General features: G+C 69.1%; 18 protein-coding genes. All 18 read right to left on the reverse strand.

Going from position 1 to position 16,837, the window contains the following annotated elements; genetic code table 11:
* Window positions 1-12: 12 nt before the first annotated feature.
* The 18 genes from fabF to F4Y45_10505 all read right to left on the reverse strand — a co-directional run bounded on the left by fabF (window position 13) and on the right by F4Y45_10505 (window position 16,834).
* The gene (fabF, locus tag F4Y45_10420) at window positions 13-1,254 is read right to left on the reverse strand and encodes a beta-ketoacyl-ACP synthase II (GenBank protein MXY24922.1); all 1,242 of its coding nucleotides are present in this window, start codon (window positions 1,252-1,254) and stop codon (window positions 13-15) included.
* Between the two features lie 32 nt (window positions 1,255-1,286).
* Window positions 1,287-1,529 carry an acyl carrier protein gene (gene acpP, locus F4Y45_10425; GenBank protein MXY24923.1) on the reverse strand — a complete coding sequence of 81 codons (243 nt, stop codon included), beginning with the start codon at window positions 1,527-1,529 and terminating at the stop codon, window positions 1,287-1,289.
* 14 nt (window positions 1,530-1,543) lie between these two features.
* Entirely contained in the window at window positions 1,544-2,284 is a 741-nt protein-coding gene (gene fabG, locus F4Y45_10430) for a 3-oxoacyl-ACP reductase FabG (GenBank protein MXY24924.1), read from the reverse strand.
* Window positions 2,281-3,186 (reverse strand): ACP S-malonyltransferase, encoded by a 906-nt coding sequence (gene fabD, locus F4Y45_10435; GenBank protein MXY24925.1) that lies wholly within the window; start codon window positions 3,184-3,186, stop codon window positions 2,281-2,283. Before fabD ends, fabG begins: the two co-directional genes overlap by 4 nt.
* Before the next feature lie 41 nt (window positions 3,187-3,227).
* Complete coding sequence (plsX, locus tag F4Y45_10440) at window positions 3,228-4,244, reverse strand: phosphate acyltransferase PlsX (GenBank protein MXY24926.1); 1,017 nt, start codon at window positions 4,242-4,244, stop codon at window positions 3,228-3,230.
* 28 nt (window positions 4,245-4,272) lie between these two features.
* The gene (locus F4Y45_10445) at window positions 4,273-4,455 is read right to left on the reverse strand and encodes a 50S ribosomal protein L32 (protein ID MXY24927.1); all 183 of its coding nucleotides are present in this window, start codon (window positions 4,453-4,455) and stop codon (window positions 4,273-4,275) included.
* A gap of 5 nt (window positions 4,456-4,460) precedes the next feature.
* Window positions 4,461-5,063 (reverse strand): DUF177 domain-containing protein, encoded by a 603-nt coding sequence (locus tag F4Y45_10450; GenBank protein ID MXY24928.1) that lies wholly within the window; start codon window positions 5,061-5,063, stop codon window positions 4,461-4,463.
* Between the two features lie 97 nt (window positions 5,064-5,160).
* Window positions 5,161-6,237 carry a deoxyguanosinetriphosphate triphosphohydrolase gene (locus tag F4Y45_10455; GenBank protein ID MXY24929.1) on the reverse strand — a complete coding sequence of 359 codons (1,077 nt, stop codon included), beginning with the start codon at window positions 6,235-6,237 and terminating at the stop codon, window positions 5,161-5,163.
* Window positions 6,234-7,220 (reverse strand): tRNA (adenosine(37)-N6)-dimethylallyltransferase MiaA, encoded by a 987-nt coding sequence (miaA, locus tag F4Y45_10460; protein MXY24930.1) that lies wholly within the window; start codon window positions 7,218-7,220, stop codon window positions 6,234-6,236. The genes F4Y45_10455 and miaA overlap by 4 nt, the downstream gene beginning before the upstream one ends.
* A 108-nt stretch (window positions 7,221-7,328) precedes the next feature.
* The gene (locus F4Y45_10465) at window positions 7,329-8,567 is read right to left on the reverse strand and encodes a hypothetical protein (protein MXY24931.1); all 1,239 of its coding nucleotides are present in this window, start codon (window positions 8,565-8,567) and stop codon (window positions 7,329-7,331) included.
* 24 nt (window positions 8,568-8,591) lie between these two features.
* On the reverse strand, window positions 8,592-9,371 hold the full coding sequence (ubiE, locus tag F4Y45_10470; protein ID MXY24932.1) for a bifunctional demethylmenaquinone methyltransferase/2-methoxy-6-polyprenyl-1,4-benzoquinol methylase UbiE: 780 nt from the start codon (window positions 9,369-9,371) through the stop codon (window positions 8,592-8,594).
* On the reverse strand, window positions 9,368-9,967 hold the full coding sequence (locus tag F4Y45_10475; GenBank protein ID MXY24933.1) for a UbiX family flavin prenyltransferase: 600 nt from the start codon (window positions 9,965-9,967) through the stop codon (window positions 9,368-9,370). Before F4Y45_10475 ends, ubiE begins: the two co-directional genes overlap by 4 nt.
* A gap of 22 nt (window positions 9,968-9,989) precedes the next feature.
* On the reverse strand, window positions 9,990-10,847 hold the full coding sequence (locus F4Y45_10480) for a 4-hydroxybenzoate octaprenyltransferase (GenBank protein ID MXY24934.1): 858 nt from the start codon (window positions 10,845-10,847) through the stop codon (window positions 9,990-9,992).
* On the reverse strand, window positions 10,841-12,079 hold the full coding sequence (locus F4Y45_10485; protein MXY24935.1) for an amidohydrolase family protein: 1,239 nt from the start codon (window positions 12,077-12,079) through the stop codon (window positions 10,841-10,843). Before F4Y45_10485 ends, F4Y45_10480 begins: the two co-directional genes overlap by 7 nt.
* Window positions 12,076-13,323: a dehypoxanthine futalosine cyclase gene (gene mqnC / locus F4Y45_10490; GenBank protein ID MXY24936.1), complete on the reverse strand. Its 1,248-nt coding sequence runs from the start codon at window positions 13,321-13,323 to the stop codon at window positions 12,076-12,078. The genes F4Y45_10485 and mqnC overlap by 4 nt, the downstream gene beginning before the upstream one ends.
* Complete coding sequence (locus F4Y45_10495; GenBank protein ID MXY24937.1) at window positions 13,320-14,462, reverse strand: menaquinone biosynthesis protein; 1,143 nt, start codon at window positions 14,460-14,462, stop codon at window positions 13,320-13,322. Before F4Y45_10495 ends, mqnC begins: the two co-directional genes overlap by 4 nt.
* A 550-nt stretch (window positions 14,463-15,012) precedes the next feature.
* The gene (locus tag F4Y45_10500; protein MXY24938.1) at window positions 15,013-15,981 is read right to left on the reverse strand and encodes a Gfo/Idh/MocA family oxidoreductase; all 969 of its coding nucleotides are present in this window, start codon (window positions 15,979-15,981) and stop codon (window positions 15,013-15,015) included.
* A 4-nt stretch (window positions 15,982-15,985) separates the two neighbouring features.
* Window positions 15,986-16,834, reverse strand: a complete 849-nt coding sequence (locus F4Y45_10505) for an LpxI family protein (protein ID MXY24939.1) — start codon at window positions 16,832-16,834, stop codon at window positions 15,986-15,988.
* Window positions 16,835-16,837: the final 3 nt, after the last annotated feature.

Here is a 16,837-nt window from a genome sequence, read left to right on the forward strand (position 1 = left end):
GACTCCGTGGGATCAGCCGTCGTACCGGCGTAGCAGCAGGCTGGCGTTGGTGCCGCCGAACCCGAACGAGTTGGACAGCGCGTAGGTGATCGGCATCTCGCGCCTGGCGTTCGCCACGTAGTCGAGGTCGCAGTCCGGGTCGGGATTCTCCAGATTGATAGTGGGGGGCGCCACCTGGTGGCGAACCGCGAGCGCGGTGATCCCGGCCTCCAGCCCGCCGGCCGCCCCCAGCAGGTGGCCGGTCATGGACTTGGTGGACGAAATCGCGAGTGACGACGCGTGTTCACCGAAGCAGCGCTTGATGGCCAGCGTCTCGATGCGATCGTTGTGAGGCGTGGACGTGCCGTGCGCGTTGACGTAGTCGACCACGTTCGGTTCGACCCCCGCGGAGCGCAGCGTATTCCGCATCACCCGGAACGCTCCGTCGCCGTTCTCGGCCGGAGCCGTCATGTGAAACGCATCGGCCGACATGCCGTAGCCGACCAGCTCGCAATAGATCGACGCATTGCGCGCGCGGGCGCGCTCCAGCTCCTCGAGAATCAGGACTCCCGAACCCTCGCCGATGATGAAGCCGTCGCGGTCCTTGTCGAACGGCCGGCAGGCGCGCTCCGGCTCGTCGTTGCGTGTCGAGAGGGCCCGCATGGCGGCGAACCCGCCCACTCCCATCGGCGTGATCGACGCCTCGGATCCCCCGGCGATCATCACGTCGGCGTCGCTCCGCCGGATCATCTCGTAGGCGTCGCCGATGGCATGGGCCGAGGCCGAACACGCGGTGCAGGTCGCCGAATTCGGTCCCTGCGCTCCGAACCGGATCGACACCTGCCCCGCCGCCAGATTGATGATGGCGGAGGGAATAAAGAAGGGTGAGATCTTCCGGGGCCCGCCCTCGAGCAGCGCGCGGTGTTCGCGCTCGATCGTGCTGAATCCGCCGATTCCGGACGCGATGAAGACGCCGACGTCCGGACCGAGGGGCTCCTCGGTGGACAGGCCGGCGTCCTGCACGGCGAACTCCGACGCCGCGATCGCGTACTGGATGAAGACGTCCATCTTGCGGACGTCCTTCCGCGTCAGGAACGCGAGCGGGTCGAAGCCGCGCACTTCGCCCCCGATCCGCGACGCGAAAGCGGAAGCGTCGAAGCTGGCGATGGTCCGGATGCCGGACCGCCCCTCCAGCAGAGCCTCCCAGTTCGCGTCGGTCCCGACGCCGAGCGACGACACGAGGCCGACGCCGGTGACCGCAACGCGCCTTGCCACAGGTAATGCTCCCGTCGGTGAACCGGCCGAACCTACCTGGAACCTGTGGCGTGGGACTCTATGTAGTCGACGGCCTCCTTCACGCGGGTAATCTTCTCCGCGTCCCCGTCGGGGATCTCGAGACCGAACTCCTCTTCAAACGCCATAACCAGTTCGACCGTATCGAGCGAGTCGGCGCCAAGGTCGTCGACGAAAGAGGCATCCGGCGTCACCTCTTCCTCGTCCACCCCCAACTGCTCCACGATGATGTTCTTGACCTTGTCAGCGACCGCCATGCTTTCCAGCCTCCCTACATGTACATCCCACCGTTGACCCCGATGACTTGCCCTGTAATATACGATGCTTCGTCCGAGGCAAGAAACCGGACGACACCTGCCACCTCCTCCGGCGACCCGAGCCGGCCCATCGGAATCCGCTCTCTCAGCGCCGCCTGCGCCCGCTCATCGAGCGCGGCGGTCATGTCGGTTTCGATCATTCCGGGCGCCACGACGTTGACGGTTATGCCCCGTGAGGCAACTTCCTGCGCCAGCGACTTCGTGAAGCCGATCAGTCCCGCCTTCGACGCCGCATAGTTCGCCTGACCCGGGTTTCCCGACTGGCCGACGACCGAAGCAATGTTGATGATCCGGCCCGAGCGCTGCTTCAGCATCGGCCGGAGCACCGCCTGACACGACTGGTAGGCGGCCGTCAGATTGGTCGCCACCACGGCATTCCACTCCTCGGCCTTCATCCGCATCAACAACTGATCCCGCACGATGCCGGCGTTGTTCACGAGGACATCCACGCGTCCGAAGCGGTCGAGCGCGGTCCTGGCGGCAGCCCCGATCGACGCTGGGTCCGTCACGTCCAGCGTGATCGCCACCGCGACGCCGCCCGCTTCCTCGATCTGCCGCTGCACGGCGCCGGCGTGGTCCGCCCTCGCACCCGCCACCACCGTCGCGCCCGCCGACGCCAGGTGAAGGGCAATGGCCCGTCCGATCCCCCGCGAGGCGCCAGTGACGAGCGCCACGCGGCCGGCGAGATCGCTCATCCGACCGCCCCTACCCGACCGCCGGCCAGGGCCGCTTCAGCCTTCTCGAGGCTACTCGGATCCTGCACGTTCGCGACGGTCAGCGACCGGTCGATCTTCCGGGCCAGACCGCTCAACACCCGTCCGGGACCCACCTCGATCAGCGTCGTGACCCCCTCGGCCGCCAGCCGTTCCACGACCGACGTCCACTGCACCGGCGCACTCACCTGCCGCACCAGGGCCTCTATCGAGTCGGGAGCGCTTCGCTTCGGTTCAGCATCAACGTTCGCCACTACCGGCACGGACGGAGTCGCCGACACCAGCGCGCGCAGCTCGGGCGCCAACCGCGCTTCGGCCGGCTGCATCAGCTCGCAATGGAACGGCGCGCTGACCGGCAACGGCATCACGCGGCGTGCGCCCAACTCTCTCGCGCGCGCCCCGGCCCGCGCGACCGCCGCTGCCGTGCCCGCGATCGTCACCTGTCCCGGGGCGTTCCAGTTGGCGGCACTGACCACCTCGCCGTCCGCCGTCTCGCGGCAGGCCTGCTCGACCCCGTCGCGGCCAAGCCCGATCACCGCCGCCATCGCTCCCTCGCCCACCGGGACCGCGGCCTGCATGTACTCGCCGCGGCGGCGGACGATGCGCAGGGCGTCGGCAAACCCGATGGTGCCGGCCGCGACGTGGGCCGAGTATTCCCCCAAGCTGTGCCCCGCCAGAAACGCCGGCTCGTGCCCCCGGTTCCGGAGCAGACGATCGACGGCAACGCTCATGGCGAGAATCGCCGGCTGCGTGTTGGCGGTCAATGTGAGCTGCTCCTCCGGACCGTTGAAGCAGAGGCGGCTGATCGGCTCGCCGAGCGCCCCGTCCGCTTCCGCGAACGTCTCCCGGCAGACGTCGAACGTCTCGGCCAGTTCCCTGCCCATTCCGACCTGCTGCGAGCCCTGCCCCGGAAAGACAAAGGCAATCACGATGCACGCCCCGGGGCGCTGGGCGCCAACGCCTGCATCCGTGCGCCGATGGTATGAACCAGGTCCTGTCGGACGAATCGGTGAGTCAGGGCGAGCGCGTTGCGGACCGCCTTGACCGATGAACGCCCGTGACCCACCATGGCGAGGCGCGCCAGGCCCAGAAGCGGCGCGCCGCCGTACTCCGAATAGTCGACCCGGCGGCGAAAACGGCGGAACGCGCGGCGCGACAGCAGGTAGCCGAGCGACGTTGTGAACGTTCGCCGCAATTCGTCGTGCAACAGCGTCTCCACCATCTCGACCAGTCCTTCGCTCACCTTCAGCGCGATGTTCCCGGTGAAGCCATCGCAGACGATGACGTCCGCCGTGCCCGCATACAGGTCGCGTGCCTCCACGTTCCCGATGAAATGCAAACCGCTCTCCTGCAACCGGCGGTGGGCGTGGCGGGTCAGGTCATTTCCTTTCGTCGCCTCTTCACCGATGGACAGCAGGCCCACCCGCGGTTTCTCGATTCCGAGCACCGCCTGCGAGAAAACGGTTCCCATCGAAGCGAACTGCACCAGGTGCTGCGCCCGGCCCTCGACGGTGGCGCCGACATCAAGCAGCACCGCATCGCCGTGGCGCGTCGGGATCCGAACCGCGAGGGCGGGTCGGTCCACACCGGGAAGCATGCCGAAGGCGGCGTGGGCCGCGACGAGCGTTGCCCCCGTGTTGCCCGCGCTGAAGAATGCCGCGGCCTCTCCGCGCGCCACCGCGTCAGCCGCCACCCGGACCGAGGCGCCCGGCTTGCGCCGTAGCGCCGCGGGTCCCTCGTCCATCCCAATCACGTCCGGAGCCGGCTCCACCCGCACGTCGATCGCGTTCGCCTCGGGATGGCGGCGCAACTCGTCCTCGATCACGCGCCGGGGGCCGACGAGGGTAAGTCCGAATCCGAGATGGCGCGCCGCAACGAGGGCTCCGGCCACCACGTTTCGCGGTCCGTGATCCCCCCCCACCGCATCAACGGCAATGCGCATCCTGTCCGCGCGCGTCCTGCCGGGAGGACTACGACTCCTTTACGGAACGCACCTGGCGGTCCCCGTAATAGCCGCAGTGCGGACAGACGCGATGCGGCAGCTGCAACTCGTGACATTGCGGGCAGCGCTTCAACTGAACTGGCGGGAGCGCGTCGTGCGCCCGGCGCTTGGCCGTGCGCGTCTTGGAATGCCGTCGTTTCGGATTCGCCATGGGAATCAGGCCTTCTTCATCAGTGCGGCCCGGGCCGGCGTCGGCCGAAGCGTCCGGAGCCGGTCGAACCGCGGGTCATGCCACGACGCAACGCAATCGCACGTCGTCTCGTTCCGGTTTACGCCGCAGACGGGGCAGAGGCCGCGGCAGTCGTCGTTGCAGAGTGGCTTCATCGGCGACGCCAGCCGGAGCTGCTCGCGCACCAGGTCTCCCAGGTGGATCTGGTCGTCGCGGTAGTACGCGATGGACAGGTCGTCATCCGAGATCTCGTGTTCTCCGTCGCCCGTGTTCGCGCGCTGCGGATGGTAGCGAACGTCAATGTCGAGGACGGTCGGGACTTGGAACGGCTTCAGGCACCGGCTGCAACTCCGCTCGACCGTTGTCCGGAGCGGCCCCGAGAGCCGGTAACGATCACCATCCTTCAGGATCAGCAACTCGAGCACGACGGGAGCCGCCACGGTGTACTCATCCCGCTCGCCCTCCGCGCCAGCGAACGAAGACGCCGGAAAGGACCGCTCCAGCGGTTCGATCTGGCCGCGCACGTCGCGGAGATCGAACTGCTCGGATACCTCCGGCGCCTTGCCGGCAGCCCGCGCATCGTGAAGCATGGTCAACGTTCCGGCTGAAGATAGAACCGCCAATTCTACCACCTCGGAAGCCCCGACCTCCAACGGCGCCGGCTGACGGCGGCCGGAACCCGCGGGATCAGGTGTCCCAGCCGACGCCCCCCCAGGGGCGCGGGACGAAGAGAGACTCGAACAGCCGCACCGCGTAGCGGTCGGTCATCCCGGCCAGAAAGTCCTTCGCGGCTACGTCGACCCCCTCGCGCTCTACCGTGCGGGGATCGAGGAACCGGTCCGGGGCCTCCCGCACCTTCCCCCACAGACCGGCCAGGATGTCGTGCGCCTTCCGGAGTTCACCGGCGGCGGCGGCGTTCTCGTAGACCGCGCCGTGGAGAAACGTGCGCATATCGACCGTCGCCTGCAGCATCGTCCGGCTCATGGACACTTCCGGCGCGCCGGACTCGAGTCGCTCCTGCGTGCGGCGCACGACGTCGGTCACCATGCGGCCGATCCGCTCCGACGATCTGCCGCCCAGCACGCGAATCGGTTCGGCCGGCAGGCCCTGGGGCTGCAGCAGTCCGGCCCGCACCGCGTCGTCGATGTCGTGGTTGACATAGGCAATGATGTCGGCGACCCGGGCCACCTGGCCCTCCAGGGTGGACGCGCGCTGGTCCGGCGCGGCCCCGACCGGCAAGCCGTCCTTTCCCTTCGAGTGCCGTGCAATGCCGTCCCGCACCTCCCAGGTGAGGTTGAGTCCCTCGCCGTCGTGCTCTATCACGTCGACCACGCGGAGACTCTGCTCGTAGTGGTTGAAGCCCCCCGGGCAAAGCGCCTTCAGCACCCGCTCGCCGGTGTGGCCAAACGGCGTGTGGCCCAGGTCATGCCCGAGCGCAATCGCCTCGGTCAACTCCTCGTTCAAACGAAGCGCCTTGGCGATGGTTCGCGCGATCTGCGACACCTCGAGCGTATGCGTCAACCGCGTCCGGTAGTGGTCGCCCGCCGGAGCGAAGAACACCTGCGTCTTGTGCTTCAACCGGCGGAACGCCTTCGAGTGGATGATCCGGTCGCGGTCCCGCTGAAACGCCGGACGCACTGGATCTTCGGGCTCCGGGCGCAGCCTGCCGCGCGTCCGGCTACTGAACGAGGCGGCCGGGCAGAGCGTCGCCGCCTCCCGCATCTCGAGACTGGTCCGGAGCGACGACTCCTGCGCCGTAGTCATGCGCTGGCGCGCCCTTCCAAGCTCCCGCGCATCGTCAGCGTCATCTCGGGGCGGTCGACCTGCGCCAGCGCCTCCTCGAGCGCCTCCGGGCGGTCTCCGGGATGCGCCAGCCAGTGCACGTTCGGCTCCTTCCGGAACCAGATGAGCTGCCGGCGGGCGTACCTCCGGTTCTCCTGCGTAATCAGCGCGCGAGTGGCCGCCTCGTCGCGCACCCCATTGAGATGCTCCAGGGCCTGGCGATACACGAGACCGGTGAACGGATGCGCCGACGGGGGCAGGCCCGAGGCAAGCATCGAGCGGATCTCGTCGAGCAAACCGCCATCGAACTGACGGTCGACCCGCTCCGAAACACGGCGCGCCGTCTCCGCCGGAGGAAGCCGCAGGCCGAACGTCATCAGATCGTACTCCGACAGCGGCCGGCGGGTCGCGGCGAAATGCTCGGTGAGCGGGCGGCCCGTCAGGAAGTACACCTCCAGGGCCCGGATCAACCGCTTCCGGTCGTGGAGCTGAATCCGTTGGCCCGCAGCGGGATCGACGCGGGCAACCATGCGGTGTAGCCAGGCGTCGCCCCGCCGCTCCGCGACCCCGTTGAGCCGGCAGCGCACCGCTTCGTTCCGGCCCGGGCCGTCGAACAGGCCGCGCGTCAGGGCGCGGAAGTACAGGCCCGTGCCGCCGGCGAGGATCGGCATTCGCCCGCGGCCCGTGATAGCGCGAATTGCGGCGGAAGCCTCGCGAACGTAGCGGGCGGCGGAATAGCGCTCGGTCGGATCCGCGACATCGATGAGATGGTGCGGGACGCCCCCGCGCGATGCGAGGGGCGGCTTGTCGGTGCCTATGTCGAACCCGCGATAGACGGCCGTCGAATCGCAACTCACCACCTCGCCGCCCAGCCGTGCCGCGAGCGCGACCGCGAGCGCACTCTTGCCGGTGGCGGTCGGACCGACGATGGCGATCAGACGGGGACGGTGCGATGCACCGGTCATGACCACCGGTACAGGATCCAGACGACCATTCCCGCCAACAGCAGCACCAGGCCAATCAACTGCCTGTTCGTCGGAAGAGGCATGAAGCTCATGAGTTGCTCCAGGCGGTCAGACCGGCGGTGATTCGTTGAAGTAGAAGGTGACGGTGAAGAAGCAGGAGTCGCCCGGATAGTCGTCCGGAAGCGGTTGCGTCGGGTTGGAAGTTGCCAGGGCGTTGTACGCGGAATTGGTGAACGCGTCGATCCCGGCCGGCTTCACCAGCGTGAGGTCGGTCATCGATCCGTTGCGCTGGATGTGAAAAGTCAGGACGACGTTGCCATGCAGCGACCGCGACATGATCGCGTAGGGCACGAACCAGTTCCGGCGGACCTGGGCAATGAACCGGCGGATCCACGGTCCAAAGTCGGCGCCGCGCGAGTCGAACTGAATCTCCGGGCCGAACCGGCCCGTATCGCCGCGGCGGTTGGCGAAGCTCTCACGCAGCCCGTAGCGATCGAGGTTGCGCATGGCGCGCCCCACAAGGCCGTCCTGTGGACGCCTCATCCTCGGATCCAACGGATCCGGATCGTTGGGCTGCTCGGCGCGGCGCGATCCCGGCAACAGCAGGGCGCCTTCCGCCAGCAGAGCTTCTATATCGCGATCCGGCGTTTCGGCGTCCTCGCCATCGATCTCCGTGTCTTCCGCGTCCGCGAGCTCCTCCTCCGCCTCCAACGGTTCCTCCACCAGCTCTTCCACCGGAGCGTCGGCCGTTCCATCACTCCCCGCCGTCGCGTCGGCCGTTTCGGCGTCTTCCACCGGGTCGTCGATCGGCTCCGCCGCCTCGGCCGCCGACACGGTTTCCGGCGGATCGGCATCCGAAGGAGTCTCTGCTTCAGTCAGCACGCCGCGCGGGTCGGGGTTGATTCCCGGCTGCGGATCCTCGGAGAGAACGAAGTTCGAGGAGTTCCCCTCCGCGTTCGGCAAGGGGTTCAGCGGATCGTCCGAGGCGGTCGGCGATTGCGCAACGCGATCCCGGTCGGACAGTGGCGCATCGGGACGCAACGGTTCTTCCGGTTCAATCTCCACGAGGGGCTGGATGAAGACGAACGTGCGGTCGGGAGGAGCGGCGAGCGCAAGGGCCATCGCCTCCGCTTCCGCCTGGGCCTGGGCCTGCTGTGCGGCCAGTTCGGCGAGGCGCGCCTCGCGCGCCGCCTCGAGTTCGCGAACCCACTCCATCTGCGGGACAAAAACCATGAGGCCGAGAACGAAGAGATGAATGAAGAGCGAAAGCAGCGACTGCTCTCGCCACGACATTGCCGGATCAAGTCCCGGCGTGTCGGCGTAGCGGCCCTCGAAGTCGAAAATCATGGTGCGTCCGGACCCGCCCGACCGTCAATCGATTATAGCCCTCCCCGTGGAGGGCCGCACCGCGGTGTAGAGATAGACGATTCCGAAATGCAGCGGGCGAGCCGCAACCTCTTCGAATCCCGACGCCCGCAGCAGCCCGAGAAACGCGTCGCCACTCGGGAACTGGCCCACCGACGCCGGCAGGTAGGCGTAGGCGCTGTCGTGACGGGAAACGAGGCGCCCGAGGGCCGGCAGGACGGAGCGGAAGTACCAGGCATAGAGGGCGCGGAGACCCGGGACCGTGGGCATGCCGAACTCCAGAACCGCGATCCGCCCTCCCGGCCGGACGACCCGGTGCAGTTCGGCCAGTGCTCGGTACGGATCCTCGACGTTGCGGATACCGAAGGCGACCGTGGCGGCGTCGGTCGATCCATCCGGCATCGGCAACCGGGTCGCATCGCTGCGAACGAGCTGCACGCGCCCGCCCAGCCCCCGCTGCGCCAACTTCGTCCGGCCGCGCGCCAGCATCGCCCCGGCGAAGTCGATCCCGACGACTCGAGAGGCCCGGGATCCATCCGGCGCGCCCAGGGCCAACTCGATCGCAAGGTCGGCGGTACCCGTGCACGCGTCGATGACCGTCTCGTTTCCCGTCAGCGCCAGCTCCCGGACCGCCAGCTTGCGCCAGCGCCGGTCGAACCCGGCGCTCAGGACATGGTTCAGCAGATCGTAACGGCCGGCGATGGCATCGAACATGCCGGCGATCTGCCCGGCCGACTTGTCGAGCGCGGGACCGGCGGCCGACCTGTCCGTGGCGCCGTCAATCATCCGGTCCAGGCGGGATAGAGCTGATGCTCGATGTCCAGCGCGGAGAGGATCTTCCCCGCCATGAAATCCGCGAGGTCGTCCAGCGTGCGCGGCTGCTGATAAAACGCCGGCATCGCCGGCAGCAGGTGCGCGCCCGCCTCGGCGCACGCCACCAGGTTGCGCAGTTGCGGCAGGCTCATCGGCGTCTCGCGCGGCACGATCACCAGCCGGCGGCGTTCCTTCAGCATGACGTCGGCGGCGCGTTCGATCAGGTTGCGGGACAGCCCGTGCGCGACTCCGGCCAGTGTCTTCATCGAACACGGCACGATCACCATCCCGTCGCACCGGTGACTGCCGCTGGCGATCGAGGCGCCGGCGTCCCGGTTGCGATGGACGGCGAACGCGGGACCCGCGGGCGGCGAGACGCCGTAGCGCGAGGCCAGATAGACGGGCAACCCCTCAACGGTGACGTCAGGACCCAGTTCGTCGTGCAGCAGGCGATGTCCGTACTCCGACACCACCAGGTCGACCTCCGCGCCGGCGTCGATCAGGGCGGCAAGGGTCCGGACGGCGTAGAGCGCCCCGCTCGCGCCCGTGACGCCTACCACCACGCGCATCGGCCTGTCAGGCATGCGTCATCTACCGGACATGCAGCGCCGCCGCTGTCGCGATGAGGTAAAGGATACCGACGTAGCCGTTCAGCTCGAACGCCTGCTTCACCCGCGACAGATCCGAGGCGCTGACGAGTGACTGCTCGTACGCGAGCAGTAGCGCTACCGCCGTCACCCCCAACACGTAGATCGGCCCGAGCGGCATCAGCCAGGCGAGCGAAGCCAGCGCCGCCACCGTCACCAGGTGGAACAGGCGCGACAGGTGAAGCGCACGCTCGACGCCGAAGCGCACGGGAATCGAACGGAGTCCCTGCCGCCGATCGAAATCGAGGTCCTCGCAGGCGTAGATCACGTCGAAACCGGCCACCCACGCGCCGGTCGCCAGCGCCAGCAGCCAGGGCGGCGAGGCGAAGAACTGCCCTCCCGCCGCAAGCCACCCGCCGACCGGTGCGATCGCCAGGGCCAGGCCGAGAAAGAGCTGGGTATACGTGGTGTAGCGCTTCGCGAGGGAGTACCAGAAGACAATCAGGAGCGCGAGCGGCGAGAGCGCGAAACACAGCATGCCGAGCGGCCATGTCGAGGCGATGAACGCCGCCGACGCCACCACGACAATCGCCGCCGCCTCGATGCGGGATACGCGCCCGCGCGGAATCTCGCGGCCCGCCGTCCGCGGATTAAGGGCGTCGAAACGGGCATCGACCAACCGGTTGAACGCCATCGCGGCGGTCCTGGCCGTGAACATCGCCACGACGATCCAGCCGGCGCGCCGCCACGTCAGCTCGGCCACCTGACTCGCCAGCAGAGCGCCGGTCAGCGCGAACGGCAACGCGAACACGGTGTGGCTGAAGCGGACGAACGATCCGTAGGTGAGGAGTCGCGTCAGCATCGGTGCGCCTCGACCCAGGCTATCTGCTCCGGCTCGATCCCGCCCACCAGGTATTGTTCCACATCGTCCAGGGAACCGGGCAGAGCGACCGCCACGAGGGCTGCGCGCCGGCCCGGCGCGATGGCCCCCAGGGTCTCTCCCCGCCCGAGGGCGGCCGCGCCGTGGAGCGTTGCGCTCCGGAGCAGGCGCGATGCCGGGACCGCCGGCGCCAGTCGATGCAGCGCAGCCAGTTCGGAAAAGAGGTTGAGGTCGGGCGCGCTTGCGAGACTGTCGGTTCCGACCGCGACCCGGACACCGGAAGCGTAGAAGTCGGCGACCGGCGGCTCGCCGGCCCCGGTCCACCGGTTGCTCCGCGGGCAGGTGACCAGCGTCGTCCCCGCCGCCGCGAGCCGCTTCAGATCGTCCGGACGAAGCTGCACGCCATGCACGACCAGCGTGTCGTCGCGCAACCATCCGAGCATCTCGAGATAGTCGACGGGACCCGTTCCCGGCGGCTCCCACGCCGCGTTCCAGCGGCCGCGCCACTGAAGGAACTCGCGCCACGGCCCGTGGCCGTCGCGCAGGAAGTCGATCTCCTCCCGTGATTCGGCCAGATGCACCGTGCGCGGGCCGGGGAGTCGAGCCACCAGGGCCCGGAAGAGCGCCGGCGAAACCGAATACGGAGCATGCGCCGCGCCGCGCAGTATCAGACGGTCGCCGCCGGCGCCCGCCGCACGCCCGGCAATCTCGTCGGCCAGACGACCGGCCCTCGCCTCCGCTTCTTCCGGTCCCACCTCGAAGCCCAGACACTCCTGGAAGAGCACCGCGTCGACCCGTCCCGACGCGAGCCCGGGCAGCGCCGCCTGCGTGTTGCCGATATCGCCCACGAGGACGGTGCCGCAGGCGTGCAATTGCGCCACGGCGTCGGGTATCGCTTCCGCGGGCAGGCCGCCATCGGCGTCGACCCGTTGAACGAGGGCGCGCGCCCAGGCCGGCATCGAGTCCGCCGGCGGGGAAGCGTCGTCAAGTCCCGACAGCTCCAGGTGGGTGTGCGCGTTCACCAGCCCGGGCAGCAGGGCGACGTCGCCCAGGTCGATCTCCTCGGCCAGCGGATCGGCGGGGTGAACGGCGGCCGCCCCCCCGACGGCGTGGACTGCGTCGCCGAAGACGTCCACCCAGCCGTCCCGGACCGGCGGCGCGACGATTGGCAGGATCCAGCGGGCGCGGTAGCGGACCTTCCGCCCCGCGCTCATGGAGCGCCGGCTCGCTGCTGCTTGCCGCCGCGGCTGCGCGCCTCGTAGCCGCTCAGCTCCACCGGCACGGAGTCGTCACCGGGTGCGCGCGCCGTCGCCAGCTCCGTCATGCGCGGCACCGCCTGCTCGCGAAAGAACGGATCGCCCAGCACGGCGTACTCCATGTCCCGACGCTTCGGCACGAAGCCGGCATTCTCGATGTTCCGGACGATTTCCACCTCGTCCATGCAGTAGGCGGCGCCGGCGGCCCGGACGACGTTCTCCTCGATCATCACGCTGCCCATGTCGTTGGCGCCGTAGGCGAGACTCAACTGCCCGACCTTCCCGCCCTGCGTCACCCAGGAAGCCTGCAGGTTGTCGACGTTGTCGAGGACGAGGCGGGCGAGCGCCAGGGTGCGGAGATACTCCACGCAGGTAGCGGGATCGATCCGGCGAGCGCTCGCCAGCTCCGTGTGATCCGGCTGAAAGCTCCAGGTGATGAACGCGGTAAAGCCGCCCGTCTCGTCCTGCAGCTCCCGGATCCGAAGGAGGTGCTCTATCCGTTCTTCGAGCGTCTCGACCGTGCCGTACATCATCGTCGCGGTCGTCCGGAGTCCGGCGCGATGGGCGGCCCGCATCACGGCGATCCACTCATCGGCGGTCGCCTTGCCGTCGCAGTGAAGCAACCTCCGGACCCGGTCGACCAGGATTTCGGCGCCGCCGCCGGGAATGCTGTCGAGACCGGCGGAGACCAGCCGGTCGATCACGCGCGGCACCGGCAGGTTCGACAACCGCGACAGGTGGATTACCTCGGGCGGCGAGAGCGCGTGCAGGCGGAAGCGGGGGTACCGGTCCTTGATCGCCCGGAAGAGATCCTCGTACCAGTCGAGGGGCAGGTCGGGGTTGTGTCCCCCCTGCAGCAGCAGTTGCACGCCGCCGACGGCAATCGTCTCGTCGATCTTGGCGAAGATCTCGTCGAACCCCAGGACGTAACCGTCGGCCGCGCCGACGTTGCGATAGAACGCGCAGAAGTTGCAGCGCGCGACACAGACGTTCGTGTAGTTGACGTTCCGGTCGATGATGTAGGTGACGATGCCGTCGGGGTGGCGGCCGGCACGCACCCGGTCGGCCAACGCACCCAGCTCGTGCGTCGGCAGCGCCCGGTAGAGGGACAGGGCCTCGGCGGCGCCGATTCGCCCGCCGTCGAGCAGCCGCGCCGCGGCCCGGGCGGCCGCCGCGCGATCCGCTGCCGCGACCCCCGTCATGATTCGAAATACCGAACGGCGTGGGTCTCCGGCACGAGGTCCAGATCAACCGCTTCCGCATAGAAGCGTTTCAAGCCGGCGCGACCCTCCTCGTTCATCGCGAACTGCACGTTCTCCTGGAGATAGGCGCGCGCGATCTCCGCCTGCTCCTCGTCCTTCGGCCCGTGCGCCGAGGCTATCTCGTCAAGCGCCGCCAACCCTGCCGCGCGCGCCTCGCGCAGGGCGTCGATGTGGGCCGGCGTCACGACATCGGGCCGCCCGGCCCAGAACGCCCAGATGAACGGCAGGTTGGCCAGCGCCATCCACTCTTCCCCCAGGTCGATCTTGTCCAGATCGACCACCGTCTCGTGCTCGGTGAAGAGGGCGACGTCGCCGATCAGCAGCGCCGCGTCGCAACGCTTGAGCATCGTCGGCAGGTCGGGAGGCATCGCATGCAGTTGCGGCTCGATGTCGAACGACTGCGCGCAGAGGATACGAAGCAGCGCCGCCGCCGTGCGTGAGCTGGCGTCGACCGCGATCGAGCGGACGGCGGTCGGCGGCCGCGTGGTGAAGAGCGCTACCGACGCCACCGGCCCGTCCGAGGCGACGGCGATGTCGGGAACCACGCGGTAGTGGGTTCCGCGGAGATACTCGATGGACGGAATCAGCGCGAGATCGATCCTGCCGCTGTGCAGCAGCGAGGCCACGCGAGCGGGCACGTCGTACTGAATCGAGAACAGGTCGGAGCGCGCCTCGAGGCCATGCACCAGCGGACGGGCGTTCAGGTATTCGACGGCGCCAAGGCGAATCACACTCATTTGTCGTCTGTCGCAAGCGCTACGAAGCACCCGTCGCGTTCGACCGGGTCGAGCCCTGCCGCCCGAATCTGTCGCCGGATCTCGACCACCGGCATCCGCCTCGCGCCCTCCGCCGGGTCGTCGATGGGAGAGACGCCGTCGACATCGTCCGCGCCGAAAGCCAAAGCCACCTGCGCCAATTGCGGGCCGTACAGCCGCCAGTCCACCTGAATCGAATCGATATTGTCGACCAGCAGCCGCGAGAACGCAACCTGACGGACATCCTCGTATCCGGTGGTCGGCTTCGCCGTCAGCCGCCGGGGCAGCGGCGCGAAAGCCTGCGCCGGTGCGCCTCCTCCCCATTCCGCGACCCGGCGGATGAGAGCGATGCCGGAGGCGGCCGGATCGTGCACCGTCAGACGGGCGATCGGCAGGCCGGCGTCTCGCGCCCGGCCGATCCAGTCAGGACGGTCGGTCCGTTCCACCACGGCCTCCGAAATGGCGGCCAGGCCGGCGCCGCCCAGGGCGGCGGCGAAGCGGTCGAAGCGGAGGGTATCGCCGCCGCAGCAGTCGACGAGGTTATCGAGAGCAAAGCCGGTCACCGGCGTCCGGCCGGCCGCCGCGACGGTTCGTTCCACTCCCGCCAACGCCGCCGACTCGGTCTCGGGACGCCCGGCGAGGCGGATCTCCCCCGCCCCGGATGCCGCGGCGCCGAGGTCCGGATCCGTCAGGGAGACCTCCAGCACGCGGACGTAGGTCACCCGGTCGCCCCGGCGCGCTCGCCGGCGCTCGTCGGCCAGCGCGCCGAGCCGGACGACATCGCGCGTATCGGCCAGCGCGCCGATTTCGTCCGCCGTCAGCGATTCGCCCGCCACGACCCGATCGCTCAGCGCGTCGAACAGCGCCGCGTCGGTCATGCGCGCACACCCACGGACACGGTGGCCGAACCGGCCCGTAGCGCCTCGGCAATCCGTTGCGCCACGGCGAGGGCGCGGCGTCCGTCGGCGCCGGTCACGCCCGGCGCCTCTCCGGTTCGCGCCGAGCGGACGAAGTCGGTCAGCTCCCGCTCCAGCGGTTCGGCATCCGGAAAGTCGACGTGGCGGACCTTGATCGCCGGGTCGCCGTCCGCCGGACGAGACACGGTGACCGCTTCCACCTGCCGCTCCGCGTAGTCGACGGAAACCAGGGCATGCGGCTGGAAGACCCGGAGCTTTCGAACCCGATCGCGGCTGATCCGGCTCGCGGTCATATTCGCGATACACCCGTCCGGGAAACGGAGCCGGACGTTCGCGATATCGATCCTGCTGCTCAGCACCGGCACCCCGACGGCCTCGATGGACGCCGGTTCTTCGCCGACCATCGCCAGCGCGATGTCGATGTCGTGGATCATCAGATCGAGAATCACGTCGACATCGAGGCTGCGGGGCTGGAACACCGACAGGCGGTGGACTTCGATGAAGCGCGGGGCCGAGATATGGGGAAGTGCCGCGGCGACGGCCGGGTTGTGCCGTTCGGTGTGCCCGACGGCCAGCGTCGCGCCCGAGAGCCGGGCCGCGTCCAGCAACCGGTCCGCTTCCGCGAGCGAGGCGGCGATGGGTTTCTCGACCAGCACCGCGACACCCGACTCGAGCAGCGGCGCCGCAACCGCGCAATGGTCCGCCGTCGGGACCGCGACCACGCAACCGTCGACCGGTGGCTCTATCGCGCGAACATCGTCGACCACCGGCGCGCCGACGTCCGCGGCGACGGCGCGGGCGCGCGCCTGATCGACATCGACGATGCCCACGAGCTCCACGTCCGGCAGCGCGGCGAGGATCCGCGCGTGGTTCCGCCCAATGGAACCGACCCCGACGACCGCGGCGCGGAAAGCCCTGTCAGCCATCCCTTCACTCGGAACCCGCCGCCGCGGGCCGGTCGGCCTGCGGCCGCCCGACGATGGCGATGCCGGCGTCGTCGGCCGCCTCGAACACGCGGTCGCCGTCAATCACCAGCGTCCGGCCCGCATCGACCGACAGGACCCCCATGCCCGCCGCACGCATCGCCTCGACCGTCGACACCCCGACCACCGGCACGTCGAACCGCATGTCCTGATTGGGCTTCGCTACTTTGACGACGGTGGCGCCGGGACCGGCGAGACGGCCGGCGCGCGCGATCACGGCGTCGGTCCCCTCCATTGCCTCGACCGCCACGACGGCCCGGTCCTTGACGACGATCGTCTGGCCGATGTCCAACCCCGCGATGGCGTCGGCCATCCGGTAGCCGAACGCGAGGTCGGAGCGCTCGTCGGCGGTGGGCGACCGCACGGTCAGCGTGCCGTCGCCGGCAAGCAGCGGCGCGAGAAAGAGGGTCGAGTCGACCAGCTCGATGCCATGCTCCTCCAGAACGCCAGCCACCGCTGAGATCAGCGCATCGGTATTCTGCGCCCGGAGCCGGCGCAACACGGACAGCAGGGTGAGATCGGGCACGACGCCCGAGAAGAGCTTCGTGTGCTTCACCTGCCCCGCCATCAACGCACGGGTGACCCCCGCTTCCTTCAGGATCCGGATGCAGCGGCCCAACTGGCCCAGGGACACCCAGTGGAAGGCGGCCGGCTGCCGGTCGGCGGCGGCCGCTTCGAGGTCGGGGCTGGTTTCTTCACGAATGGCGACGACGGTTACGTCGTGCCCCAGGCTGCGCGCCGCGTCGAGCGCCAGAAAGGGAAACCGGCCGTTACCGGCAATCAGGCCGATCCGCATCAG

Source organism: Acidobacteriota bacterium (assembly GCA_009838525.1).
Taxonomy (GTDB): Bacteria; Acidobacteriota; Vicinamibacteria; order Vicinamibacterales; family UBA8438; genus VXRJ01.

Coding starts and splice junctions, on each gene's coding strand:
- acpP (MXY24923.1), bottom strand. CDS start 1,529: ATGGCGGTCGCTGACAAGGTCAAGAACATCATCGTGGAGCAGTTGGGG.
- fabG (MXY24924.1), bottom strand. CDS start 2,284: ATGAGCGATCTCGCCGGCCGCGTGGCGCTCGTCACTGGCGCCTCGCGG.
- fabD (MXY24925.1), bottom strand. CDS start 3,186: ATGGGCAGGGAACTGGCCGAGACGTTCGACGTCTGCCGGGAGACGTTC.
- plsX (MXY24926.1), bottom strand. CDS start 4,244: ATGCGCATTGCCGTTGATGCGGTGGGGGGGGATCACGGACCGCGAAAC.
- F4Y45_10445 (MXY24927.1), bottom strand. CDS start 4,455: ATGGCGAATCCGAAACGACGGCATTCCAAGACGCGCACGGCCAAGCGC.
- F4Y45_10450 (MXY24928.1), bottom strand. CDS start 5,063: ATGCTTCACGATGCGCGGGCTGCCGGCAAGGCGCCGGAGGTATCCGAG.
- F4Y45_10455 (MXY24929.1), bottom strand. CDS start 6,237: ATGACTACGGCGCAGGAGTCGTCGCTCCGGACCAGTCTCGAGATGCGG.
- miaA (MXY24930.1), bottom strand. CDS start 7,220: ATGACCGGTGCATCGCACCGTCCCCGTCTGATCGCCATCGTCGGTCCG.
- F4Y45_10465 (MXY24931.1), bottom strand. CDS start 8,567: ATGATTTTCGACTTCGAGGGCCGCTACGCCGACACGCCGGGACTTGAT.
- ubiE (MXY24932.1), bottom strand. CDS start 9,371: ATGATTGACGGCGCCACGGACAGGTCGGCCGCCGGTCCCGCGCTCGAC.
- F4Y45_10475 (MXY24933.1), bottom strand. CDS start 9,967: ATGCGCGTGGTGGTAGGCGTCACGGGCGCGAGCGGGGCGCTCTACGCC.
- F4Y45_10480 (MXY24934.1), bottom strand. CDS start 10,847: ATGCTGACGCGACTCCTCACCTACGGATCGTTCGTCCGCTTCAGCCAC.
- F4Y45_10485 (MXY24935.1), bottom strand. CDS start 12,079: ATGAGCGCGGGGCGGAAGGTCCGCTACCGCGCCCGCTGGATCCTGCCA.
- mqnC (MXY24936.1), bottom strand. CDS start 13,323: ATGACGGGGGTCGCGGCAGCGGATCGCGCGGCGGCCGCCCGGGCCGCG.
- F4Y45_10495 (MXY24937.1), bottom strand. CDS start 14,462: ATGGGGAGGAGGCGCACCGGCGCAGGCTTTCGCGCCGCTGCCCCGGCG.
- F4Y45_10500 (MXY24938.1), bottom strand. CDS start 15,981: ATGGCTGACAGGGCTTTCCGCGCCGCGGTCGTCGGGGTCGGTTCCATT.
- F4Y45_10505 (MXY24939.1), bottom strand. CDS start 16,834: ATGCGGATCGGCCTGATTGCCGGTAACGGCCGGTTTCCCTTTCTGGCG.